17 protein-coding genes are annotated in these 19,305 nt (G+C 63.8%); 7 read left to right on the top strand and 10 right to left on the bottom strand.

Annotated features, from left to right (window positions below; all coding sequences use genetic code 11):
* The first annotated feature begins 94 nt into the window (after nucleotides 1-94).
* On the top strand, nucleotides 95-1,306 hold the full coding sequence (locus AZG88_RS00825; RefSeq protein ID WP_061045591.1) for a CaiB/BaiF CoA transferase family protein: 1,212 nt from the start codon (nucleotides 95-97) through the stop codon (nucleotides 1,304-1,306).
* A 334-nt stretch (nucleotides 1,307-1,640) separates the two neighbouring features.
* Here the strand turns inward: AZG88_RS00825 and AZG88_RS49365 are convergent, their stop codons facing one another.
* A complete protein-coding gene (locus AZG88_RS49365) occupies nucleotides 1,641-2,165 on the bottom strand; it encodes a flavin reductase family protein (protein ID WP_082764908.1) in 525 nt (174 codons plus the stop codon).
* A 460-nt stretch (nucleotides 2,166-2,625) separates the two neighbouring features.
* Here AZG88_RS49365 and AZG88_RS00820 point away from each other — a divergent pair, with 460 nt between their 5' ends.
* Nucleotides 2,626-4,071 (top strand): MFS transporter, encoded by a 1,446-nt coding sequence (locus tag AZG88_RS00820; RefSeq protein ID WP_061045592.1) that lies wholly within the window; start codon nucleotides 2,626-2,628, stop codon nucleotides 4,069-4,071.
* Between the two features lie 146 nt (nucleotides 4,072-4,217).
* Nucleotides 4,218-4,892: a TetR/AcrR family transcriptional regulator gene (locus AZG88_RS00815; RefSeq protein WP_061045593.1), complete on the top strand. Its 675-nt coding sequence runs from the start codon at nucleotides 4,218-4,220 to the stop codon at nucleotides 4,890-4,892.
* Nucleotides 4,893-4,968: 76 nt separating this feature from the next.
* Here the strand turns inward: AZG88_RS00815 and proC are convergent, their stop codons facing one another.
* The 3 genes from proC to AZG88_RS00800 form a co-directional block, all read right to left on the bottom strand.
* Nucleotides 4,969-5,814: a pyrroline-5-carboxylate reductase gene (proC, locus tag AZG88_RS00810; RefSeq protein ID WP_231913739.1), complete on the bottom strand. Its 846-nt coding sequence runs from the start codon at nucleotides 5,812-5,814 to the stop codon at nucleotides 4,969-4,971.
* 73 nt (nucleotides 5,815-5,887) lie between these two features.
* Entirely contained in the window at nucleotides 5,888-7,486 is a 1,599-nt protein-coding gene (locus tag AZG88_RS00805; protein ID WP_061045594.1) for a class I adenylate-forming enzyme family protein, read from the bottom strand.
* Nucleotides 7,487-7,594: 108 nt separating this feature from the next.
* Nucleotides 7,595-8,395 (bottom strand): class II aldolase/adducin family protein, encoded by an 801-nt coding sequence (locus AZG88_RS00800; RefSeq protein WP_061045595.1) that lies wholly within the window; start codon nucleotides 8,393-8,395, stop codon nucleotides 7,595-7,597.
* 322 nt (nucleotides 8,396-8,717) lie between these two features.
* On the opposite strand from AZG88_RS00800, the gene AZG88_RS00795 reads away from it, so the two are divergent.
* Nucleotides 8,718-9,329 carry a TetR/AcrR family transcriptional regulator gene (locus tag AZG88_RS00795; protein ID WP_063819698.1) on the top strand — a complete coding sequence of 204 codons (612 nt, stop codon included), beginning with the start codon at nucleotides 8,718-8,720 and terminating at the stop codon, nucleotides 9,327-9,329.
* A 433-nt stretch (nucleotides 9,330-9,762) separates the two neighbouring features.
* Nucleotides 9,763-10,551: an SDR family NAD(P)-dependent oxidoreductase gene (locus AZG88_RS00790; RefSeq protein ID WP_061045596.1), complete on the top strand. Its 789-nt coding sequence runs from the start codon at nucleotides 9,763-9,765 to the stop codon at nucleotides 10,549-10,551.
* A 546-nt stretch (nucleotides 10,552-11,097) separates the two neighbouring features.
* On the opposite strand, the gene AZG88_RS00785 is transcribed toward AZG88_RS00790, so the two are convergent.
* Nucleotides 11,098-11,937, bottom strand: coding sequence for an HpcH/HpaI aldolase/citrate lyase family protein (locus AZG88_RS00785; protein WP_061045597.1), 840 nt, complete (start codon nucleotides 11,935-11,937; stop codon nucleotides 11,098-11,100).
* A gap of 87 nt (nucleotides 11,938-12,024) precedes the next feature.
* Complete coding sequence (locus AZG88_RS00780) at nucleotides 12,025-13,473, bottom strand: aspartate ammonia-lyase (RefSeq protein WP_061045623.1); 1,449 nt, start codon at nucleotides 13,471-13,473, stop codon at nucleotides 12,025-12,027.
* 117 nt (nucleotides 13,474-13,590) lie between these two features.
* On the opposite strand from AZG88_RS00780, the gene AZG88_RS00775 reads away from it, so the two are divergent.
* Nucleotides 13,591-14,952: a dicarboxylate/amino acid:cation symporter gene (locus tag AZG88_RS00775; protein WP_061045598.1), complete on the top strand. Its 1,362-nt coding sequence runs from the start codon at nucleotides 13,591-13,593 to the stop codon at nucleotides 14,950-14,952.
* Nucleotides 14,953-15,103: 151 nt separating this feature from the next.
* Nucleotides 15,104-15,754, top strand: coding sequence for a GntR family transcriptional regulator (locus tag AZG88_RS00770; protein WP_082764911.1), 651 nt, complete (start codon nucleotides 15,104-15,106; stop codon nucleotides 15,752-15,754).
* A 121-nt stretch (nucleotides 15,755-15,875) separates the two neighbouring features.
* Here AZG88_RS00770 and AZG88_RS00765 read toward each other — a convergent pair whose 3' ends face one another.
* The 4 genes from AZG88_RS00765 to AZG88_RS00755 all read right to left on the bottom strand — a co-directional run bounded on the left by AZG88_RS00765 (nucleotide 15,876) and on the right by AZG88_RS00755 (nucleotide 19,283).
* Nucleotides 15,876-17,078: a cytochrome P450 gene (locus tag AZG88_RS00765; protein ID WP_061045624.1), complete on the bottom strand. Its 1,203-nt coding sequence runs from the start codon at nucleotides 17,076-17,078 to the stop codon at nucleotides 15,876-15,878.
* 30 nt (nucleotides 17,079-17,108) lie between these two features.
* Nucleotides 17,109-18,080: a PDR/VanB family oxidoreductase gene (locus AZG88_RS00760; RefSeq protein ID WP_061045600.1), complete on the bottom strand. Its 972-nt coding sequence runs from the start codon at nucleotides 18,078-18,080 to the stop codon at nucleotides 17,109-17,111.
* 142 nt (nucleotides 18,081-18,222) lie between these two features.
* Nucleotides 18,223-18,375 (bottom strand): hypothetical protein, encoded by a 153-nt coding sequence (locus AZG88_RS52420; protein ID WP_005256569.1) that lies wholly within the window; start codon nucleotides 18,373-18,375, stop codon nucleotides 18,223-18,225.
* Nucleotides 18,376-18,530: 155 nt separating this feature from the next.
* Nucleotides 18,531-19,283, bottom strand: a complete 753-nt coding sequence (locus AZG88_RS00755) for an IclR family transcriptional regulator (protein WP_061045601.1) — start codon at nucleotides 19,281-19,283, stop codon at nucleotides 18,531-18,533.
* Between the last annotated feature and the right edge of the window lie 22 nt (nucleotides 19,284-19,305).

Genomic DNA, 19,305 nt, shown 5'->3' with positions numbered 1-19,305 from the left:
CAACGTTGACTGACCACGTTACAGACGGTGCGCGTCAAGTCGTTCCAGACCAACCGACCGGCACTCGGGCACCGTTCGCATGTAGAGGAGAATCATGGTTGAGAACTCGAACAGCACGAAGGCGCTCGAGGGCCTCCGTGTGATCGACGCAGCGTCGCTCGCCGCAGCGCCATTGGTGGCGACCTACCTGGCAGAGTTCGGCGCGGAAGTGGTCAAAATTGAAGAACCCCACGGTGGGGACGCACTTCGCGCATGGGGCGTCCGCAAGGACGGTATCGGCCTCATGTGGAAGAGCGTCGCACGCAACAAGAAGACTGCCACCGCCAACCTGCGTACCGCCGAAGGGCAACAGCTGATACGAGACCTGGCCGCCGAGGCCGACGTAATCATCTTCAATACAAGACCGAGCACACTCGAGAAGTGGGGACTCGACTACGAGTCGATGCGCCAAACTCACCCACATCTAATCTATCTACACATCACGGCGTTCGGCGAGGGTGGCCCCGACAGCGACCGTCCTGGCTTCGGAACCCTCGGCGAAGCAATGAGCGGTTTCGCGTACACCACCGGTGAAGCAGGAGGCCCGCCGACTCTCCCCTCCTTCATGCTCGCAGACGGTGTCGCCTCTCTCAACGCTGTCTATGCCACCATGATTGCGCTCTATCACCGCGACCTTCGAGGTGGAGGTGGGCAGAAGGTAGACGTAAACCTCGTCGAGCCCCTCGCGCGGCTGCTCGAGCAGTCCGTTCTCACTTACGATCAACTCGGAGTCGATACCACCCGCCAAGGCAATCGGTGGGCGATCACCGTCCCGCGCAATACCTATCGAACCAAAGATGACCGATGGATCGTCATGTCGGGCAGTGCACCCTCGATCGCACTGCGCGTCTACAAGGCGATCGGGCGTCCCGAACTGGTCGACGTACCGGAGTTCGCGGACCCGCAGATGCGTCTCGAACATGCTGACGAGATCGATGAAATGGTCGCGAACTGGGTAGAGGCCCGGACATTCGGTGAGGTCATGGAGACCTTCAGTCGCGAGCAGGTTGCTGTAGCACCGGTGTATAACGCGCAGCAGTTGCTCGACGATGAGCATCACGCGGCCCGTGGGACGTTTGTCCGCGTATCAGATTCCGACCTGGGCAGCATGCAGGTGCAAGGACCAGTACCTCGATTGTCGGCGACGCCGGGCAGGGTGGAGCACCTAGGGCGCGAGCTGGGAGCCGACACCGAGGTGATCTACACATCATGGCTGGGCTTTGATGGCGACGAGATCGCCAAACTCAAGGCGGCGGGAACGATCTAGTGTTCGTCGACACAGCATGAGTTCGGGTCGCCGCTGGCCGGCTACCGACATCACTCGGAGTCGTTGACATGCGTAGCAGCGCATCGATCGGTAGTGCGTTCGCGATCGTGCGCGGCACGGTTTCGCCACTTGGTAGTGTAATCGGTTCGGCGAGTTGCGATTCGATGGAAATTTGGACGAACCCGGCACGCCGTCGCAGATCCGTCTACGACGAGACGAAGTCACGAAGCTGGATGCCATTGGGCCGAGGTCCTCCGAAGGAGCGTGACGATCGACCGGATGCCGTGACGTCCATCCGGTCGGCGGCCAGCCGGGGTCGATCTACTCGACTATCTCACACGAAGGTGTCAGAAAATCCATGGAACGCCCGGCGGAAGTAAACTGTCGGAACCCGGGGGCCGAGTTGAGTATCTTCCACTCTTCCAATCAAAATGGTGTGGTCACCGCCGTCGGACTTTGCATGAGCCACGCATCTGAGGAGAACGCTCGCGTCAGGCAGGACCGGTATTCCGTGTCGGTCGGCCTGGAATGCGCCTCCTGCAAATTTGTCCGCACCTCGGGTTGCAAACCGACCCGCAATATCCTGCTGTTGATCATGGATGATGTGAACGTTCCAGCGCGATGCTTTCTCGAAGGCGGTGTGACATTGCGCGGTCTTGGCAAGGCAGGAGAGGACGAGGGGCGGATCCATTGATACCGAGCAAAACGACGACGCCGTGAATCCCCACCATTCTCCTCGGTCGTCCACCGTCGTCACGATCGTCACGCCACTCGGAAAGGAAGCCATTGCATCCTTGAAGAGCTTGACGTCGGCAATACTCGGATCTGAGCCGAGATCAGACAATGCTCGCGAGTTCATGAGAGTCCTTCCAGCTTTGGGACTTTGATGTACGCGTTCGATCCGCAGGTACATCACAGAAGTGTCGAAGAATCTCCAATATATCAGAATGATCTGATATATTGGAGACTAATTCAGAATCGGTCGAATCAACGGCTCTCACGGCCTACGGGATGCAGCCAAACCCAGGCATGGATCTGAACCCCGGCCGCCACCGAGCTCGGCCGGACCCACTTGGGCCACACATCGCACACTGGCGCAACGAGCCACGCAACCTCAGCTGCCACCCGCGCCCCGGTCACGGATCCCTGCACCTTCCGAGGTCAGACACCGATTGCATATTTCGACCGATTGGTCTAATGTTGCCTCCGTCACACACGTTCAATTGCTATTCGTTGTTGCTCGACCCACTTCATCCCCGCATGGTCGTCGACCGGTCTATCCAAGAGAGTGACCGGCCTGTCCGAGAGAGTCAGTATCGATGTCTTCAGAAGTCAGCGACAGCGTTCGACCGCTACGACCACTTTCGGTCATCATCGGAATCCTTCTCTTCGCAGACATCGTCAGCGGATTCGAATCGACGATGATGTTCACCGCACTTCCGCGGTTGATGACGGCGTTCGACGCCTCTCCCGCTGATGTCAGCTGGGTGTTGACCGCGTTTCTGCTCACCGCCGCCGCCTCAGCGGCCGTATGCGGCAGACTCGGTGACATCTACGGGCGCCGCCGAATGCTGATCATCTTGCTGCTGATCTCGGCAATTGGGTCGATCATCAGCGTGTCAACAGGCACGCTCATCGGGGTTATCGTCGGTCGGGCGGTTCAAGGCGTGGCCGGAGGGATCCTGCCGTTGTGCTTTGGGCTCGCACGCGAGTACCTCCCGAAGGAACGCGTTCCAGTAGCAGTGGCCGTAATAGCGGGGAGCGCAATGCTCGCCGGTGCATCCGGAAACATCATCGCCGGCGCGCTGATCGACACATTGGATTGGCACTACATCTTCATCGCCGCCACAGGGGTCGCCCTCCTCGCGGCAGCGGCTTGTACAGCACTCCCCCGCTCGACGGTCGTCGCACAGGTCGCGCGCATCGACTGGATCGGCGCCGTACTGTTCGCACCGGCAATTGCCTTGGTGCTATTCGGCATCACCAACTCCAAGTCGTGGACCTGGATGGACAGCCGGACGATCGGTGCGATCCTCGCCGGAATCGCATTGTTCGGGCTGTGGGCTTGGTGGGAACTTCATATCGACTATCCGATGATCAACTTACGTCTGTTCTTCCATCGCAATCTCATGCTGACGATGTTTGCGACCGCCTTCCTTGCGGTCGGCACGATGGGTTCGACGGGTTTCCTTCTTCCGCTCATCATGCAGAATCCGACAACGGCGCCCGTGGGTCTGGGTCTCAGCCCTACCGCTGCAGGTGCGCTGGCCTTCTGCACGGCAATCTTGGGATTCCTGTTCTCACCTGTCAGCGGCTGGGTGTCTGCACGTGCTGGGTCTCGACGAGCGTTGATCATCGGCACCGTTTTCGCCATGCTCGGGGCGGTCGCCCTCTCGGTGCTTCACACGACCGTCGCAGGCATTATCGTCGCCGCGTTGTTCCTGACGATGGCCACATCATTCATCCTCTCGTCGTTGCCAAACCTCGTCGTCGAAGCCGTTCCGGCAGAGAACACCAGCGAAGCCACCGGCGTCAACGCGGTTGTCCGCCAGGCCTTCGCCGGAGTAGGAACCTCGATCTCCACGATGATTCTGAGCATGTCCGTTGTTCCGGGAACAAACTTCAGCACGGAAAGCGCCTTTCTGCAGGTTTTCGCTCTCATCGGCGTATGCAGTCTTGCCGCTCTACTTCTCGCGCTGCTCATTCGTACGCCCGCCCGCAAAGTTGTCGCGGAGAGACCGACTTCCTTGGCCCGACTGAACTGAAGGGGACGATGACGTTCCGCATTAGTGTGAAATGCGCGCCGAATCAGGCGAATCACAAACTCAGATCCGAGCGGACCACACAACAGTATCGGCCCGGGGTCGCGCGCTTTTTCCCGTCCACACCATGCAGAACAGGCTGCTGACTCATGCCGAGACCACAGGGGCACGGACCGGGTTACGAGATCAAACACCAAGAGATCATCGACAAGTCGGCCGCACTGTTCGCCAAGAAAGGGTATGCCGCTACCGGCATCGCGGAGATCGGTGAAGCCACCGGGATGGCGAGGGGTGCGTTGTATTACTACATAGGATCGAAGGAGAACCTTCTGATCGAGATTCAGAACCGAGTCATGCGCCCCCTCCTCGTCTCGGTTCGCCGGATCGCTGCTCTGGACGTGGATCCGGTGTTGCGCCTCCGGATGTTGTCACAAACTCTTCTCGAGAACATCATGGCCAGGCTGGATCACGTCTGGGTCTACGAGCACGATTACAAGAGCCTGCGCGGTGCAAACCTCTCACGTCTGCTTCGCCAGCGTCGGGAGTTCGAGGCAATCGTCGAGGACCTGCTCAGCGCCGCGATGGAGGATGGTTCGTTCCGCTTGCTCGACCCACGCCTGGCGATGCTGCAGTTCCTCAACATGCACAACCACACCTATCAGTGGGTGGAACCGGGCGGCGAGTGGGACGCAGAGACCCTCTCCCGCGAATACTGCGCCACCCTCGTCTCCGGATTCCGCACTCCCGAATATCTGGTGGACGACCTCGAGGATCGTATGCGGGATTACCTCTCCCAGAGGAAAACTGCTGTACCTACACCGTAAGGTGCGCCACCCTCCACACCCCGACCCAGGCGAACTCATCTGACGGCTCCCACGACGATGTGGCCGCGCCCTTCACTCAGTTCTGATCAGCAGAGATCCGCTCCAGGGGCGGTCGCATCATGCCGGACAATTCCAGGGAACGGTCACGTGCAACCGTCAGCGCTTGCTGGAACGTCCGTCGAATCGCGGATCGTTCGAAGACCTCCAACGCCGCGGCAGTCGTCCCTGCGGGCGATGTCACAGCTGCCCGTAGTTCGACCGGGTCGACGTCACCGACACCGAGCATCGCGGATGAGCCGGCCAAAGTTCCGATAACCAACCGGTCCGCCGTCACCCGGTCCAGCCCCAGTGACATCGCGGCGTCGATCATCATCTCCGCAACGAGGAACACGTATGCAGGACCCGATCCGGAGACTGCGGTGACAGCGTCGAGTTGATCCTCGGAAACGCGCAGTACTTCACCGACCGATCCCAGCACGGACTCGACAAGCCGCAGATCGTGTTCGGTTGCCGCGGCGCCAGGCGCGATCGCTGTGATCGCCGCACCCACTGTCATCGGCGTGTTCGGCATCGCGCGTATCACCGGCACCACGGAGGGAAGAAATTGCTCGATCCGATCGGTGGCCACCCCGGCCACCACCGACAGCACAATTGGGCGAATAGTCGATCCGTGCAACGCCGATCCGAGTCCGGTCAACACACCTTCGATCTGCTGCGGTTTCACCGCCACGACCAGAACGTCGCATTCGTCGGGAAGATCGCGCAGATCGGCCACACGTACCCCGTGCCGATGCGCGACCTCGAAAGTTCTCTCCACGCTGCGGCCGATGACGGTGATCGAATCGGCGGGCATCCCCGCTCGACACAGTCCTGCTACGAGCGCCTCTCCCAACCGGCCGACACCTATCACGGTAACTCTCACCCACCAATGCTCCCACGACATGGGCTGTCCCACAAAATGTCTCGGGCGCGACTGTATAGACGTTCGTCAACGGTCAGGTACCCGCCCCACCAGGTCGACAACCGGGGTGAGCACTCGCAGTGCCCGCGGTAATTCGGAAACGCCGAACCTTGCCAACGCTGGTACGTGGGAGTTCATCAATGACGTGCCACGATCGCGGCCTCGCTGCGGGGGCCAAGTTGTTGGCCGCCCATTGCGCCAGGACATCGACCTCTGGTGGTTGTGTGCTGTCCCGCGGCACCACGTAGGCCACAGGAACATGATCGCGGATGGGGTCCGGTTGCGCGATCACGGCGGCCTCCAACACTCCCGGCGCTTGCGCGAGCACTGACTCCACCTCGGTCAGACTGACATTTTCGCCAGATACCTTGATGACGTCGTCGGCACGTCCCACGAAACGGTACATGCCACTCTCCGGATCGGCGACGACGAGGTCGCCGGTGTCGAACCAGCTCGTGCCGTCCGGAAGATCGGTGAAGGCTCGGTTCGTCGTCTCCGGGTCGTCCAGATAGCACTGAAAGAGATCAGAACCTCGGATTCCCCGTACGCGCAGCTTTCCCTGCGTGCCGGGTGGAGTCGGTAGGCCATCTCGGGCATCGACAACGTCCACCACACGACTGCCTATCGGTTGTCCGATGACGTCATGACGCAACGGGACGCTGGTGTCGCTCGTCACCGCGGCAACCGTCTCCGTCATGCCGTAGAGCTGGCGAGGACGGCAACCCACAAGCTCGCCGAATTGCTCGTAGTGCCCACGGCCGAGGCTCTGGGCGAACCATACATGTTCGAGATGCAGCGGCGGACGATCGATGTCGCATCGAGCGAGAATCATGCGAATGGGTGCGGCGAACAGACTGGCGTGGGTGGCACTCAGTTCGTGTGCTTGGTGAACCCACCGCGAGGCCGAGAAGGTTTGGGTCAGGGCAACACTCGCTCCGGTCACGATGGCAGGGGCGAAGCAGTAGTACTGAGCGTTGGCATGGAAGAGCGGCAGTGCCACCAGCCAGCGGTGCTCAGGACGGAGACCGACGGCAGCTGCCATGGTTTCTCCAACCGTGCTGTAGTTCTCCTGGCTGAGGACTACGCCCTTCGGCTCAGAAGTCGTGCCTGACGTAAACATCACCGCGAGCCGATCGGACAGTGCTACGTCACCGGCCGCCACGGTGACGGGTGAGTCAGCGACAAGTGGCCCGCCAGGGGCTACGTCGGCGGTCGTTTCGGTCATCGCGAGAATTGCTGGGACCATTCCCTGTGCCCCGCCCCAGTACGTCTCCGCCCGGGATTGGGCGCAGACCCCTACCGTGGGTTGGGTCCGTCGAATCTGGCTGGCGATATCGCGCGCCGCAGAGGCGGGGTCAACCGGCACCAGGAAGGCACCGAGTCGGGCTGTTGCGAGCCAGAGCGCCACGAACGCGGGACTGTTTCGCAGGGCGACGTGTACCGCGGCCCCCCGCCGGACCCCGTGCCGGAAGAGCGTGCCCGCGGTCCCAGCAATGATCTGGTCGAAGTCTCGGTAGGTATACGTCGTTGTGCCGGTGTCGTCGTGAAACACCAGGAACGGTTGGTCGCCGTGCGCGGCGACGGCAGTATCCCAGTGCTCGTTGAACGTTCTGCGGTAGCTTTGGCCCCTCATGATTTGGCTCCGGTCAGCCGGTTACTCGCAAGCGGCATAGAAGGCCCGGCGCCGGCGATGCCCGTCGGCGAATTCAGCAGTTTGCCATCGAGATCCACAACACCCGCCTCAGTCCAGGTACGACGGATCGGAGCGGTCGAGCTTGCGTAGCAGAGACGGCCACTCGCGATCGTTGGAAGTGCCGAGATCGTTTAGCCACTGCCGGACGGTCAGTTCGACTACCTCCGTTGGAGGAATGATCAGGGGCCGGCCGGCGGACAGTGCGAGTAGCTGGGTCCGAGCGGACTTGTCCAGGTAATAGGTTTCGGTGAACGCATGCCCCACACTGCGGCCAACCGTGAGGGTGCCGTGGTTGCGCAGGATCAGACCAATATTGTCACCGAGGTCGGTGATGAATCGCTGCTGCTCGTCCGCGCTGAGGGCAATGCCTTCGTAGTCGTGATATCCGAGACGACCGTGGAAGCGCATCGCGTGCTGGGTCAGCGGCAGCAGTCCGTCCTCCAAGGTGGACAGGGCCATGCCCGCTTCGGTGTGTAGATGCATCACGCACTCGGCATCTTCCCGCGCGCCGTGGATCGCACCGTGGATGACGAAGCCAGCGGCGTTTGGCCGGTGCGGGCTGTCACCGATGACGTTGCCGTCGAGGTCGATCTTGACCAGGCTCGAGGCGGTGACCTCGTCGAAGCCGAGGCCGAGAGGATTCACAAGGAAATGATGTTCCGGCCCCGGGACGCGCGCTGAGATGTGGGTGTAGATCAGGTCGTCCCAGCCGAATAGTGCACAGAGTCGATAAGCGGCGGCCAAGTCACGGCGGACGGCGAGCTCTGCATCCGAGATCGGGCCGGCGTCTTCCCTTCGAGTGACTGGCAATTCGAAGGTGGAGTACTCCGGATTGGTGACAGTAGACATTGGCTCTCTTCTTTTCGGGAGGTCTGCCCGCTTGGAATAGAACTGAACGTACAGTTCATATAAGTGCTCTTATTGTCGGAGGCGGATGGCTCGATGTCAACACCCGACAGAAGGAGAACAGCGATCGAGGCGCGCAGGAGCACGCGGACAGACGGCTTCGACGCAGTTCCTCTGCACCAGAGCCGGCCGTGGACCGCCGTGTATGCAGACGGCCGCTCAGGGCTGCGCGAGCAAAATAGGCAATCTACGACTGGCCGTCTACCGGTGACGGGCGGACAATTGAACTGAACTGTACGTTCAGACAATGCAGTGAGGTGCCTCAATGCCAACTCCGACAGAAGCCGAGTCGACCAAACCTGGGACCAAGCGCCCACGGCGAACCCAGAACGGTCCGCGTGCCGAATCAGCGATCCTCGACGCGGCCTATGAGCTGCTACTGGAGCAGGGCCTGGAGGCCGCGACAGTCGAGGCCATCGCCGCGAAAGCCGGCGTCAGCAAGGTAACCGTCTACAAGTGGTGGCCGAACCGAGCCGCGGTCATAATGTCGGCGTTTCTTCGCGAATCGGGTGACATGTTGCCGTACCCGGACGACTTCCAGCTCGATCAGCTCGAGGACCGGCTGCTGCAGATGGCCGAGTCCTTCCGCGGCGCCACAGGCACCGCCATGGCCGCCCTCATCGCCGCGGGACAGTTCGATCCAGAGATTGCCCAAGCCTTCCGCGAGGGCTACATCAACGAACGACGACGCCACGGGTTGGATATTGTGCGCGCAGCCATCGCCGCCGGACAGATCCGACCTGCCGACCCTGACGTCGTACTCGACTTGCTCTATGCACCCCTCTATTTCCGCCTTGTCGTCGGCCACAGGCCGCTCGATGACGATGCCGTCCGTGAACACGTCCGCCTCGTGTTGGCGGGCCTCGAACCTGGGTGAAGAGAATAGGCAGCACTTCCGCATCTGCCCGCGAACGCCCTGTGCGATCCAGGTCCTGCCGGCAGACCCAGGCACCGACCGGCAAATCCCCACTGCCGGAGCGGTGCCCCCGGCCGGAGCGAAGCGAGATGCCTCCGCTCACTGACACGTCGGACCCTTCCAGATTCCCCACGGCCGCTCTAGCGGAAGTTTCGACCGGACGGTACATTAAACCTACCGAGCGAAGCACATCGCGGAGGCGCTGTCCTGAAATCCATGAGCCCGAGCACGGAAGAGGTGACGTGCAAGCCCGATAGCGTGTGGTTCGCCACCTCCCAGGTCGGAAAGAGCCTCTGTCGAAAAATGAGCGATGAGATGCGGACGCCGCTATGGATATGACCGATGAAGTCAACATGCGCGCCGGCTGAGTCCGCAGCGAAGGAGGGAAACGCTAATGCGTCTAGAGGACAGGGTCGCAGTCATCACCGGCGCGGGTTCGGGCATCGGAAAGGCCATGGCACATCGATTCGCCAGTGAAGGGGCGAAGGTCGTCTGCGTAAGCATCAGCCGCAATGGCATCGACGTCGCCGACGAGATCGGTGCCGCGGCGGTCGGAGTTCAAGCAGATGTCAGCGAGGAAGCGGATGTTCGGCGCTTCATCGCGACGGCCGAGGAAGAATTCGGCCGGATCGACATCCTTGTGAACAACGCGGGATTTGGCGGCGGGCTGATGCCACTGCACGAGCAGACCACCGAGAATTGGGACCGTGTTCATGGAGTAAACCTCAGAGGGGTCTTCTTCTGTATGAAGTACGGCATCCTCTCCATGCGTGAGTCCGGCGGCGGATCCATTGTCAATATTTCATCGGCAACGGCGGTCGTCGGCTGGAAGCATCACGGCGTGTACAGCGCGGCGAAGGCGGGCGTCAACCAGCTCACGAAGGCCGCCGCACTCGACTACGCCGACGACAACATCCGGGTGAATGCAGTGTGCCCCGGCACGATCTGGACGGGCCTTGTGCCGCACGCCCGACTGTTCCCAACTCCGCCGCCAGGCACATCCCGAGTCGCCGGAATCCCTATGGATCGTTGGGGTCTATCTGATGAGATCGCCTCTGCAGCATTGTTCTTGGCAAGCGATGAATCCTCCTACATGACCGGCGTTGTGATGCCAGTGGACGGCGGCTACTCGGTGGGGTTCTCAGGTATGGGCGCAGAGAAGACCGGCCAGTCCAGTGCGTGAGACATGACCTTCGACGTGATCGTGACTCCAGAACTGGCCCGCAGAAGTACCTTCGATCCTCCACCCGTAGCCGGCCTCTCGACAATGTATCCGCTGACGTCGAAGGCTATTCGTGACCCGTCCGGCGAGACAGGCTGAGAGCCGCCCTCGTGACAGTCCCCACTCATCCGGTTCGAGAACGACGACCTCGAGGAGCCTGCCTCCGCGGGTGGAGGCAGGCTCCGAGCCGTCCAGTGACAGCGCGGAGTAGTTTCATACCGTCGCACACCCGCGACCATGGGCGAGACGAGTTCGAACACCACGGTAGACGCTGCAACACAGGCGATCTCGGAACGATCGTAGGTCGGAGCCAACTCGACGACGTCGGACCGCCGCTTCGCTAGATCCAGGTGCGCGACCGTGCTACCGGGTAGCTATGGTTTCTCGGCACCGGGGTAGGTGGATCCGACGATCAGCGACGCCGTGGTGGCGTTGTCAGACCCTCATGTATCGCATCCGCAAGGTCGAGGGATCGTCCGACCGAGAAGGCGCCCACCGCTGACAATCTCAGGCCGACACCGAGAAGACGTCGGCCAGGTGGGTGATTCGCAGGGCACGCGCAAGCTTCGGGCGATCGCTGCCGTCGGCGATGTTCTCACCCTGCGCGCCGAGATGTGCGATGACCTCGGCAGCCCAGGCCACATCGCTCTGTAGCGGGGACAGTTCGCGATTGACGATCGGTGTGTGGCCGACGTGCATGCAGAGCTTGCCGGTCATGCCCATCGACCTGGTGACGGCCAAGGCCTCGGACAGATCGGGTTCGCCGGTCAGGCACGGGCCGTCGACGGGACCGGGGAGGCCGGCCGCACGACTGGCGACGACGAGCCGTCCCCGCGCGTAGGCCAAGGCGTCGGGTTCGGCGCCCGCATCGGTGTCCCGACGGAAGTCGCCGGTGCCGAATGCAATTCGGGTCGTGGCGTCGGCAGAGGCGATGTCGAAGGCGAATTCGACGCCACGCGCCGATTCGACCAGGGCGAGGATCGGGATGTGGGGCAGCTCCGCAGCCGTGCGATCGATGTGGTCCGCGGATTCGGTCTTGGCGAGCATCACGCCACTCAGTCCCGGGAGCCCCCGGATCGCGTCCAGATCAGCGGTCCAGTCCGCGGTGGTGACGTCGTTGATGCGCACCCACCCGGTGCCCCCACCGGCGAGGAAACGCCTGACGGCTTCGCGGGCTTGTGTTTTCGAGGACGGAACGACACCGTCCTCGAGGTCGAAGATCACCGCGTCTGCCGCCGAGTTCGCGGCTGCGGCGAACTCGTCCGGACGTGAGCCCGCGACCAGGAGCCAGGAGCGCGCATGTGTCGCGGGGACCATGGCGGCTTGTGCCGACGATGTGAGGGTCATCCGATTCTCGTTTCCTCTCGATGTGTATTTCTCCTCGGGCGAGGACTGCGCTGTCCTGCATTCGAGGTGCTGGGTGTGAAGCGTCGATCAGTGCGCGGCGACACCGGTGAGATGGTCGAGTGCGGAGAATTCGCGGTCCACCGTGGGTGCGGTGAGCAGGCCGGCGAGTCTACGGGGGGACAGGATGTCGTCGACCTGCGCGCGCGTGAGCAGACCGTCGTCGACGGCGAGGTCGCCGACGTAGGCGCCGGTCGCCAGGGCCCTCTTGGCGATATCCGCGCTGGCGGCATATCCGATGAACGGCGAGAGCGCGGTGACGATGCCGATCGAGCGCCGAACACCCTGCTCGAGGCGGTCGCGGTTGGCGGTGATCCCGTCGACGCACTTCACAGCCAGGGCGTCCGATGCCGCGGCCAGGTGCGTCGTCGAGCGCAGCAAACTGTAGACGATGACGGGTTCGAACGCGTTGAGCTGGAGTTGCCCACCCTCGGCGGCCATCGTGACCGTCAGATCGTTGCCGATCACCTCGAACGCGACCTGATTGACCATTTCGGGGATGACCGGGTTGACCTTGCCGGGCATGATCGACGAACCCGCTTGGGCCGGAGGCAGATTGATCTCACCGAGCCCGGCGGTCGGCCCGGAGGAAGTGAGCCGCAGATCGTTGCACGTCTTGGACAACTTCACGGCGACGCGTTTGAGGATGCCGGAGACCTGCACGAATGCTCCGCAGTCCTGGGTTGCCTCGATCAGATTGCCCGCCGGGACGACCGGTTCACCGGTCAGCTCGCGCAGGTAGTTGCAGGCGAGCGCGGAGTACTCGGGATGGCCGTTGATCCCGGTGCCGATGGCGGTGCCGCCGAGGTTCGATTCCAACAGCAGAAGCGCCCCCTCGGAGAGCCGGGCGCAGTCCTCGTTCAGCATGATCGAGTAGGCGGCGAACTCCTGCCCCAGGGTCATCGGAACCGCGTCCTGCAGCTGGGTACGACCCATTTTGACGATGTCGTCGAATTCGATCGACTTGCGCTCGAATGACTCCGTGAGCCGACCGAGCGAGGCGATCAACAGTCGGAGATGCTCGACCAGCGCGAGTTTGATCGCGGTCGGATACACATCGTTGGTGGACTGCCCCAGGTTCACGTGAGTGAGGGGGTCGAGCTCGGTGTAGGCACCGCGTCCGAACCCCAGGATCTCGAGTGCGCGGTTCGCGATGACCTCGTTGACGTTCATGTTCGACGAGGTGCCCGCGCCACCCTGGATCGGATCGATCGGAAACTGGTCGAGAAGTGCCCCATTGCGAATCTCCGTGCACGCGGCCACAATCGCGTCGGCCCGCCGGTCATCGAGGAGACCCAGGTCCCGGTTGGCCAGGCAGGCAGCCTGTTTCACCGTCGCCAACGCCGCGACCAGTGCCGGGTACTGACCGATGGTGGACCCGGTGATCGCAAAATTCTCCATCGCCCGGGCGGTGTGGACGCCGTAGTACGCCGCCGCCGGTACCGCCAGATCTCCGATCGAGTCGTGCTCGATCCGCACATCGCTGTCGCTCAACTTTTCCACCAACACCTATTTCGCCGTTCTACTTGACAGGGCCTATGACGTCGATCACTGTTGTCGCACAGTACACCACATCCAATATATCGGAGCTGCTGAATGACGACATCCCCCGCCATCCCTGCCGACTCGGCGACAGCACCCGAGGGCGCCGATACGTCTCGCACACCACGCAGGTGGTGGAAGTTCTGGAAGCTGCCGATCGGTGTGCAGTCACTGATCGCCGTCGGCGTCGGCGCACTCATCGGCACGTTCGCCCCCGCCGTCGGCGAGCAGCTCAAACTGGCCGGCGACGTGTTCCTCAACCTGGTTCAGATGATCGTCGTCCCCCTGGTCTTCCCGCTCATCGTGCTCGGGATCGCGCGCATGGATTCGGCGAAGAAGGTCGGTCGCATGGCCGCCAAGGCGATCCTGTACTTCGAGATCGTCACCACGATCATCCTCTTGATGGCCGTCGCGCTGGCGAAGCTGCTCGACATCGGTTCCGGCGCCCCCGTCGCCGGCGCCGACGAAGCCTCCGTCGAGACCCTCGAGCAGGGCATCGACTTCCACGAACTACTCCTGCACGCTGTCCCGAAGAATGTCTTCGCCGCCTTCGCGGAGGGGAACCTGCTGGCAGTGATCGTGTTCGCCGGATTCGTCGGCGTGGCACTCGCCGCGATCGGTGAGCAGTCGAAGCCGATGACGGCCGTGCTCGACTCGCTCGCCAACGCGATGTTCAAGGTGGTCGGCTACGTCATTCGCCTCGCGCCCCTCGGGGTGCTGGGCTTCATCAGCTACGACGTCGCGCACTACGGGTTCGGGAACCTGTCGAGCCTGCTCGGCTTCCTCGCCGTCGTCTACGTCGGGATGGCGATCATCCTCGGCATCATCTTTCCGATCATCGCCGCGATCTTCCGCGTCGAGTACGTCACCATGCTCAAGGCCATCGGAAATCTGGTCGGACTTGCGTTCGTCACCCGCAGCTCCGAGGCAGTGCTCGCGCCCCTGCTGCTCAAGCTCGAGGGGCTCGGCGTCAGCCGCTCGACGACCTCGTTCGTCGTGCCGCTCGGCTACTCGTTCAACACCGACGGCTCCGTCCTCTACCAGGCAGTCGCCCTGGTCTTCCTCGCCAACGCCTACGGCGTCGACACCTCGATCCCCACCCTGCTGCTGATGGTCGGCGTGCTGGTCATCTTGTCCAAGGGCATGGCCGGCGTTGCCTCCGCTTCGATCGTGGTGCTCATCGCCGCAGGTAACACCATCGGCCTTCCGGCAGAAGCCGTCGCACTCCTGCTGGGGGTGGACTTCATCGCCGACATGGCCCGCACCGCGGTCAACGTCGTCGGAAACTCCCTCGCCGCGTCGGTGATCGACAAGTCCGAGGAGAAGGCCGAGGCGAAGGCCGCTCGGTCCGCCGCAACACCTGCCGACGAACTCGGCGACAAGGTTCTCGCCGGGCGACGCAGCGCGGATGGGTAGTCGGGGCCCGGACCATGAACAGTCGACGAAGACACACTCGGTATCGTCGCGACAAGGCACCCGGCACTCACCCACGCGGGCCCCAGGAGCGTGCGGCGTGCAGAGTACAGTATCCAGTATGTTGCGTGATAATCCGGTGGAGCGCCCCCGCATGAGCGACGTCGCGTTCGAGCGGATCTGCGACGCGATCGTCACCGGTGAGCTCGCGCCCGGATCCAAGGTCAAGGACAGCGAGCTGGCCGAACATCTGGGCCTGAGCCGCACCCCGGTGCGCGAGGCTCTGACACGGCTGATCGACACCGGACTCGTCGAGGCCAAACCCGCCGCCTTCACCCGGATCACCCCGCTGAACCGGGCCGATGTCGAGGCGACGCTGGCGGTGATGGAGGTCTTGGATCAACTGGCCGTGAAAACGGGCGTGCCCAACCTCACCGACGACATGATCGACGTGATGCGCACCGCCAACGACGACCTCGCGCAGGCGATCAGGACCGACAACATCGGTGCCGCCCTCGCTGCGGACGACACCTTCCACGGCGTCATCGTCGACGCTGCCGGCAACCCACTGCTCAAGCGCCTCATGCACCAGGTGCACCCGCAGATCCACCGGATCTACTACCGCAAGTTCTCCAGCCTCCGCGGCTGGCAGGACGCCATCGAGCACCACGACAACCTGATCACACTGTGTGCGGCCCGGGACGAAGCAGCGGCCGCCGAAATATCGTCACAACACCGACGATTCCTCGGCGGCCTGATCGGCGAACTCTTCGACATCGACGAGTCGACCTCCGCCACGTCGTAACCAGCTGCTACCCCCGGCCGCCGCGGCTTGCTCGGTGATCACCGCGGCGGCCGGGGGGAACATCGTGTCGGCGGGACCGTCGGTTCGACGGTCAATACATACGTACGTATGGTTTTCTCGCCTACGACAACCGCACCTTGACCGGCACGGATTCCCACGACCGCAGCGTGTTGTTGAGGTGCCGGTGCACCGGCCCGGCGATCTCCAATGAGTCCACTCGGGATGCCAGTGCCGTCAGCAGTGCCTCCGATTCGAGCCGGGCGACGTGCTGGCCGACGCACTGGTGAATTCCCATCCCGTACCCCACGTGCCCGGACGGGTTGCGGCCCAGGTCGAACGCGTCCGGGTTCTCCCACCTGCGGGGATCCCGATTCGCGGCGCCGAGCAACATCAGGATCTTCCTGCCGTCCGGGATGGTCGTGCCGCCGATCTCGGTGTCGCGGGTGGCGGTGCGGAAGAACGTCTGGACCGGCGACTCCCACCGGACCGCCTCGTCGAATGCGGTCCGGGCCAGCGTGCGGTTCTCCCGCAGCCTCGCCCACTGCTCCGGATGCGTCGCGAACGCGTAGAGCACGGCCGCGAGTCCGTTGACCGTGGTGTCCACCCCGGCCGTCAGCAGCGAGCGCACGACGAGCGGCGCCTGCTCGTACATGATGTCACCGCGGTCCGCCGCCGCCCAGATCTGTGCACCGAAGCCGTCGCCGGTGAGCGCGTCGCGGGCGCATTGCGCGTTGACCCAACCCACCAGTTCGGCCACCCGCGGCGCCCCCTTCTCCACCAGACTGTTGACGGGACCGAACGCGTTGAATGCGTGGTCCCCGTAGGGCAGCAGGTTCTCGCGTCCGGCGTCGGAAATGCCGACGGCATCCGGGAAGACCCGCAGCGGGAAGGCGGCGGCGAGGTCGGTGACCGCGTCGAATTCGGTTGTGTTCGCGAGCAACTGGTCGACGAGAACCTCCGCGTCCTGGATCCACGACACCCTGAGCTTCTGCAGCGCGCGGGGGCCGAGAATCTTGCTCAGCACCGCCCGTGGAGCGTCGTGGTGCGGCGGGTCGGCCTCGAGCAGGACACTCGGGGGACGCCACGGGGTCTCGTCCCGGAAGTTGCTCAGGCCGACCCCGGCGGCGGATTGGAACGACTGCCAGTCGGTCAGCGCGGCATGGACCTGCTCGTAGCGGCCCAGCGCGAAGACGTCGTATCGCCGCAGGTACACGACGGGGCCGGCGTCCCGCAGTTCGGCCTGGAACGGTAACGGGTCCTGCAGGACGTCGAGGGCGAACGGGTCGGCGTCGCTGACGGGCAACGCGGGAGCGGGGGCGAACATCGTCACGGTGAGTCCCTTCGGGTGGGGGTGTCAGAGGTCGAGCACGAGGCGGTCGGAGCAGGACCGGGAGACGCAGATGAGCATGCAGTCGCCGGCGGACCGCTCCTCGTCGTCGAGGACGGAATCGCGGTGGTCGGGGGCGCCGGCGAGGACGGTGGTCTCACAGGTCCCGCACGTGCCCTCGCGGCACGAGGACAGGACGTTGACCCCGGCCGCCTGCACGGCGTCGAGGACGCTGGCGCCGGGTGTCACCGTGACCGCGAGGCCGGAGCGCGCGAGTTCGACCTCGAACGGTTCGTCGCGCAGCGGCGCGCCGCGGTCCTCCGGGACGAAGCGTTCCGTCCTCAGCGTGCCGACGGGCCGGTCCGCGCAACACTTTTCGACGGCGGAGAGCAGTGGCCCGGGCCCGCACACGTAGACCTTCGCGTCGTCGTCGGCGGCGGCGAGATGCGCCGACAGGTCGAGGTGGCCCCGCTCGTCCCGCGGCACGACGGACACCCGATCGCCGTAGGCGGCGAGTTCGTCCCGGAACGCCATGGACGTGCGGGTGCGGCCGCCGTACAGAAGCTGCCAGTCGATGCCCATCAGTTCCGCCTGGCGGACCATCGGGAGCAGCGGGGTGATCCCGATACCACCCGCGATGAACAAGTACTTCGGTGCGGGGACGAGCGGGAAGTTGTTGCACGGACCGCCGATCCCGACGAGGTCACCCTCCGCGAGTGCGTCGTGGACGTACGCCGACCCGCCCCGGCCCGCCGGTTCCCGCAGCACTCCGACGCGGTAGCTGTACGCGTCCCACCGGTCGCCGCACAGCGAGTACTGCCGCGTCAGCCCGTTCGGGAGCAGCAGGTCGATGTGGGCCCCCGGGGCCCAGTCCGGGAGGCGCCGCCCGTCGGGGTGACGCAGGGTCAGTGCGACAACACCGTCCGCGACAAGCTCTTTGGCGACAACTCGCAGCGCCGCGTCCGCTGGCGCACCGGAACAAACCGGGTTCTGTGGCATCTCGACTCCTCGATCTCGCGTTTGTTCGAGGATCTTCCGAGCCGGGGGTGAGCCGCCAGATCATTTTCAATAGTTGAAAGTCGAGATGTTACCGGGGTCACTCGACTAGGCTGCCCGCCCGGACGCCGCCGAGGCTGAGTTATCAGGTGTGCGCCCTCCGGCTGATGTCTTTGTCGACGGCGGTGGCGATGTCGTGGACGAGCCGGGAGTGCCAGAGTTTGTGTGCTTCGAGGTCCGCGGTGAGCGCGTGGCAGTCCGGGCATTCCCGGGGGCTGGGTTGCGAGGTGCTTTCCATGATGCTGCGCTTTCTGGGAGAAGTGGTTCCGATTCCACCGTGGCACGGGCGAGGCGGATAGTCCACCGCGCACAGCGTCACAGACATTGGTCGGCCGCCCGCGCAATTGCGCCGGATTCCGGCAGATCCGTGAGCGTCTGCCACCGGGGCTTGCCTCATTTCGGCGCCGCCGCCATCACGCGGGTGATGCCCTTCGCCGCGGCCTGCAGCGCGGGGATCTGCGCGTACGCCTTCTCGTCGTTCGGCACGATGACCGACAGCGCGGCGGCCACCTTGCCGCTGCCGTCCCGCACCGGGACCGCGACGCCCGTGGTGTCCGGGTAGAGGTGGCCGGCGCAGAGGATGTAGCCGTGCCGACGCACGTCGGCCAGGACTCCTCGCAGCTGTCGTGCGGTGCGAATCGTGTTGTCGGTGTATACCTTCAACGGCTCGCTCAGGATGCGCTCCTGAAGCTCCGACGGTCCGTGCGCGAGCAGGACCAGCCCGGACGAAGACACGTGGAGCGGCATCCGGCCCGCGATGCGCGTGTAGTTGACCACGGAACCCGGTGCCGTGAGCCGCTCGATGAACAACACCTCGTCACCTTCGAGGACACCGAGCTGAGTGTGCTGCCCGACGACGGCGTGCAGGTCCTCCATGAACGGCATCGCCGCTTCCCTGAGCCCGAGTGTCGGGGACGCCCGCGACGCCACCTCCCACAGGCGGACCCCGATCCGCACCTTCCGATCCTCACGCTCGAGCCAGCCGCACCCCACCAGTTCGTCGATCAACCGGGACGTCGTGGAGATGTGGAGACCGGACCGTCGCGCGATCTCGGACACCGTGAGCAGCGAATCGTCCGAACGGAACGATTCGACTATCCGCACCGTCCGGGCCAGGACGGACTCGCCGGTGTGCACACGTGCCATGCCTTCAGTGTGCACACCGGCC

The sequence above is a fragment of the Rhodococcus sp. LB1 genome, from assembly GCF_001583455.1.
Taxonomy (GTDB): domain Bacteria; phylum Actinomycetota; class Actinomycetes; order Mycobacteriales; family Mycobacteriaceae; genus Rhodococcus_F; species Rhodococcus_F opacus.
Note: the sequence above shows the minus strand (reverse complement) of the source record. Positions and strands in the feature narration are given on the sequence as shown.

Bases quoted from the DNA above. Each gene is read 5' to 3' on its own strand.
- AZG88_RS00825 (WP_061045591.1), top strand. From the start codon at position 95: ATGGTTGAGAACTCGAACAGCACGAAGGCGCTCGAGGGCCTCCGTGTG.
- AZG88_RS49365 (WP_082764908.1), bottom strand. From the start codon at position 2,165: ATGAACTCGCGAGCATTGTCTGATCTCGGCTCAGATCCGAGTATTGCC.
- AZG88_RS00820 (WP_061045592.1), top strand. From the start codon at position 2,626: ATGTCTTCAGAAGTCAGCGACAGCGTTCGACCGCTACGACCACTTTCG.
- AZG88_RS00815 (WP_061045593.1), top strand. From the start codon at position 4,218: ATGCCGAGACCACAGGGGCACGGACCGGGTTACGAGATCAAACACCAA.
- AZG88_RS00805 (WP_061045594.1), bottom strand. From the start codon at position 7,486: ATGAGGGGCCAAAGCTACCGCAGAACGTTCAACGAGCACTGGGATACT.
- AZG88_RS00800 (WP_061045595.1), bottom strand. From the start codon at position 8,395: ATGTCTACTGTCACCAATCCGGAGTACTCCACCTTCGAATTGCCAGTC.
- AZG88_RS00795 (WP_063819698.1), top strand. From the start codon at position 8,718: ATGCCAACTCCGACAGAAGCCGAGTCGACCAAACCTGGGACCAAGCGC.
- AZG88_RS00790 (WP_061045596.1), top strand. From the start codon at position 9,763: ATGCGTCTAGAGGACAGGGTCGCAGTCATCACCGGCGCGGGTTCGGGC.
- AZG88_RS00785 (WP_061045597.1), bottom strand. From the start codon at position 11,937: ATGACCCTCACATCGTCGGCACAAGCCGCCATGGTCCCCGCGACACAT.
- AZG88_RS00775 (WP_061045598.1), top strand. From the start codon at position 13,591: ATGACGACATCCCCCGCCATCCCTGCCGACTCGGCGACAGCACCCGAG.
- AZG88_RS00770 (WP_082764911.1), top strand. From the start codon at position 15,104: ATGAGCGACGTCGCGTTCGAGCGGATCTGCGACGCGATCGTCACCGGT.
- AZG88_RS00765 (WP_061045624.1), bottom strand. From the start codon at position 17,078: ATGTTCGCCCCCGCTCCCGCGTTGCCCGTCAGCGACGCCGACCCGTTC.
- AZG88_RS00760 (WP_061045600.1), bottom strand. From the start codon at position 18,080: ATGCCACAGAACCCGGTTTGTTCCGGTGCGCCAGCGGACGCGGCGCTG.
- AZG88_RS52420 (WP_005256569.1), bottom strand. From the start codon at position 18,375: ATGGAAAGCACCTCGCAACCCAGCCCCCGGGAATGCCCGGACTGCCAC.
- AZG88_RS00755 (WP_061045601.1), bottom strand. From the start codon at position 19,283: ATGGCACGTGTGCACACCGGCGAGTCCGTCCTGGCCCGGACGGTGCGG.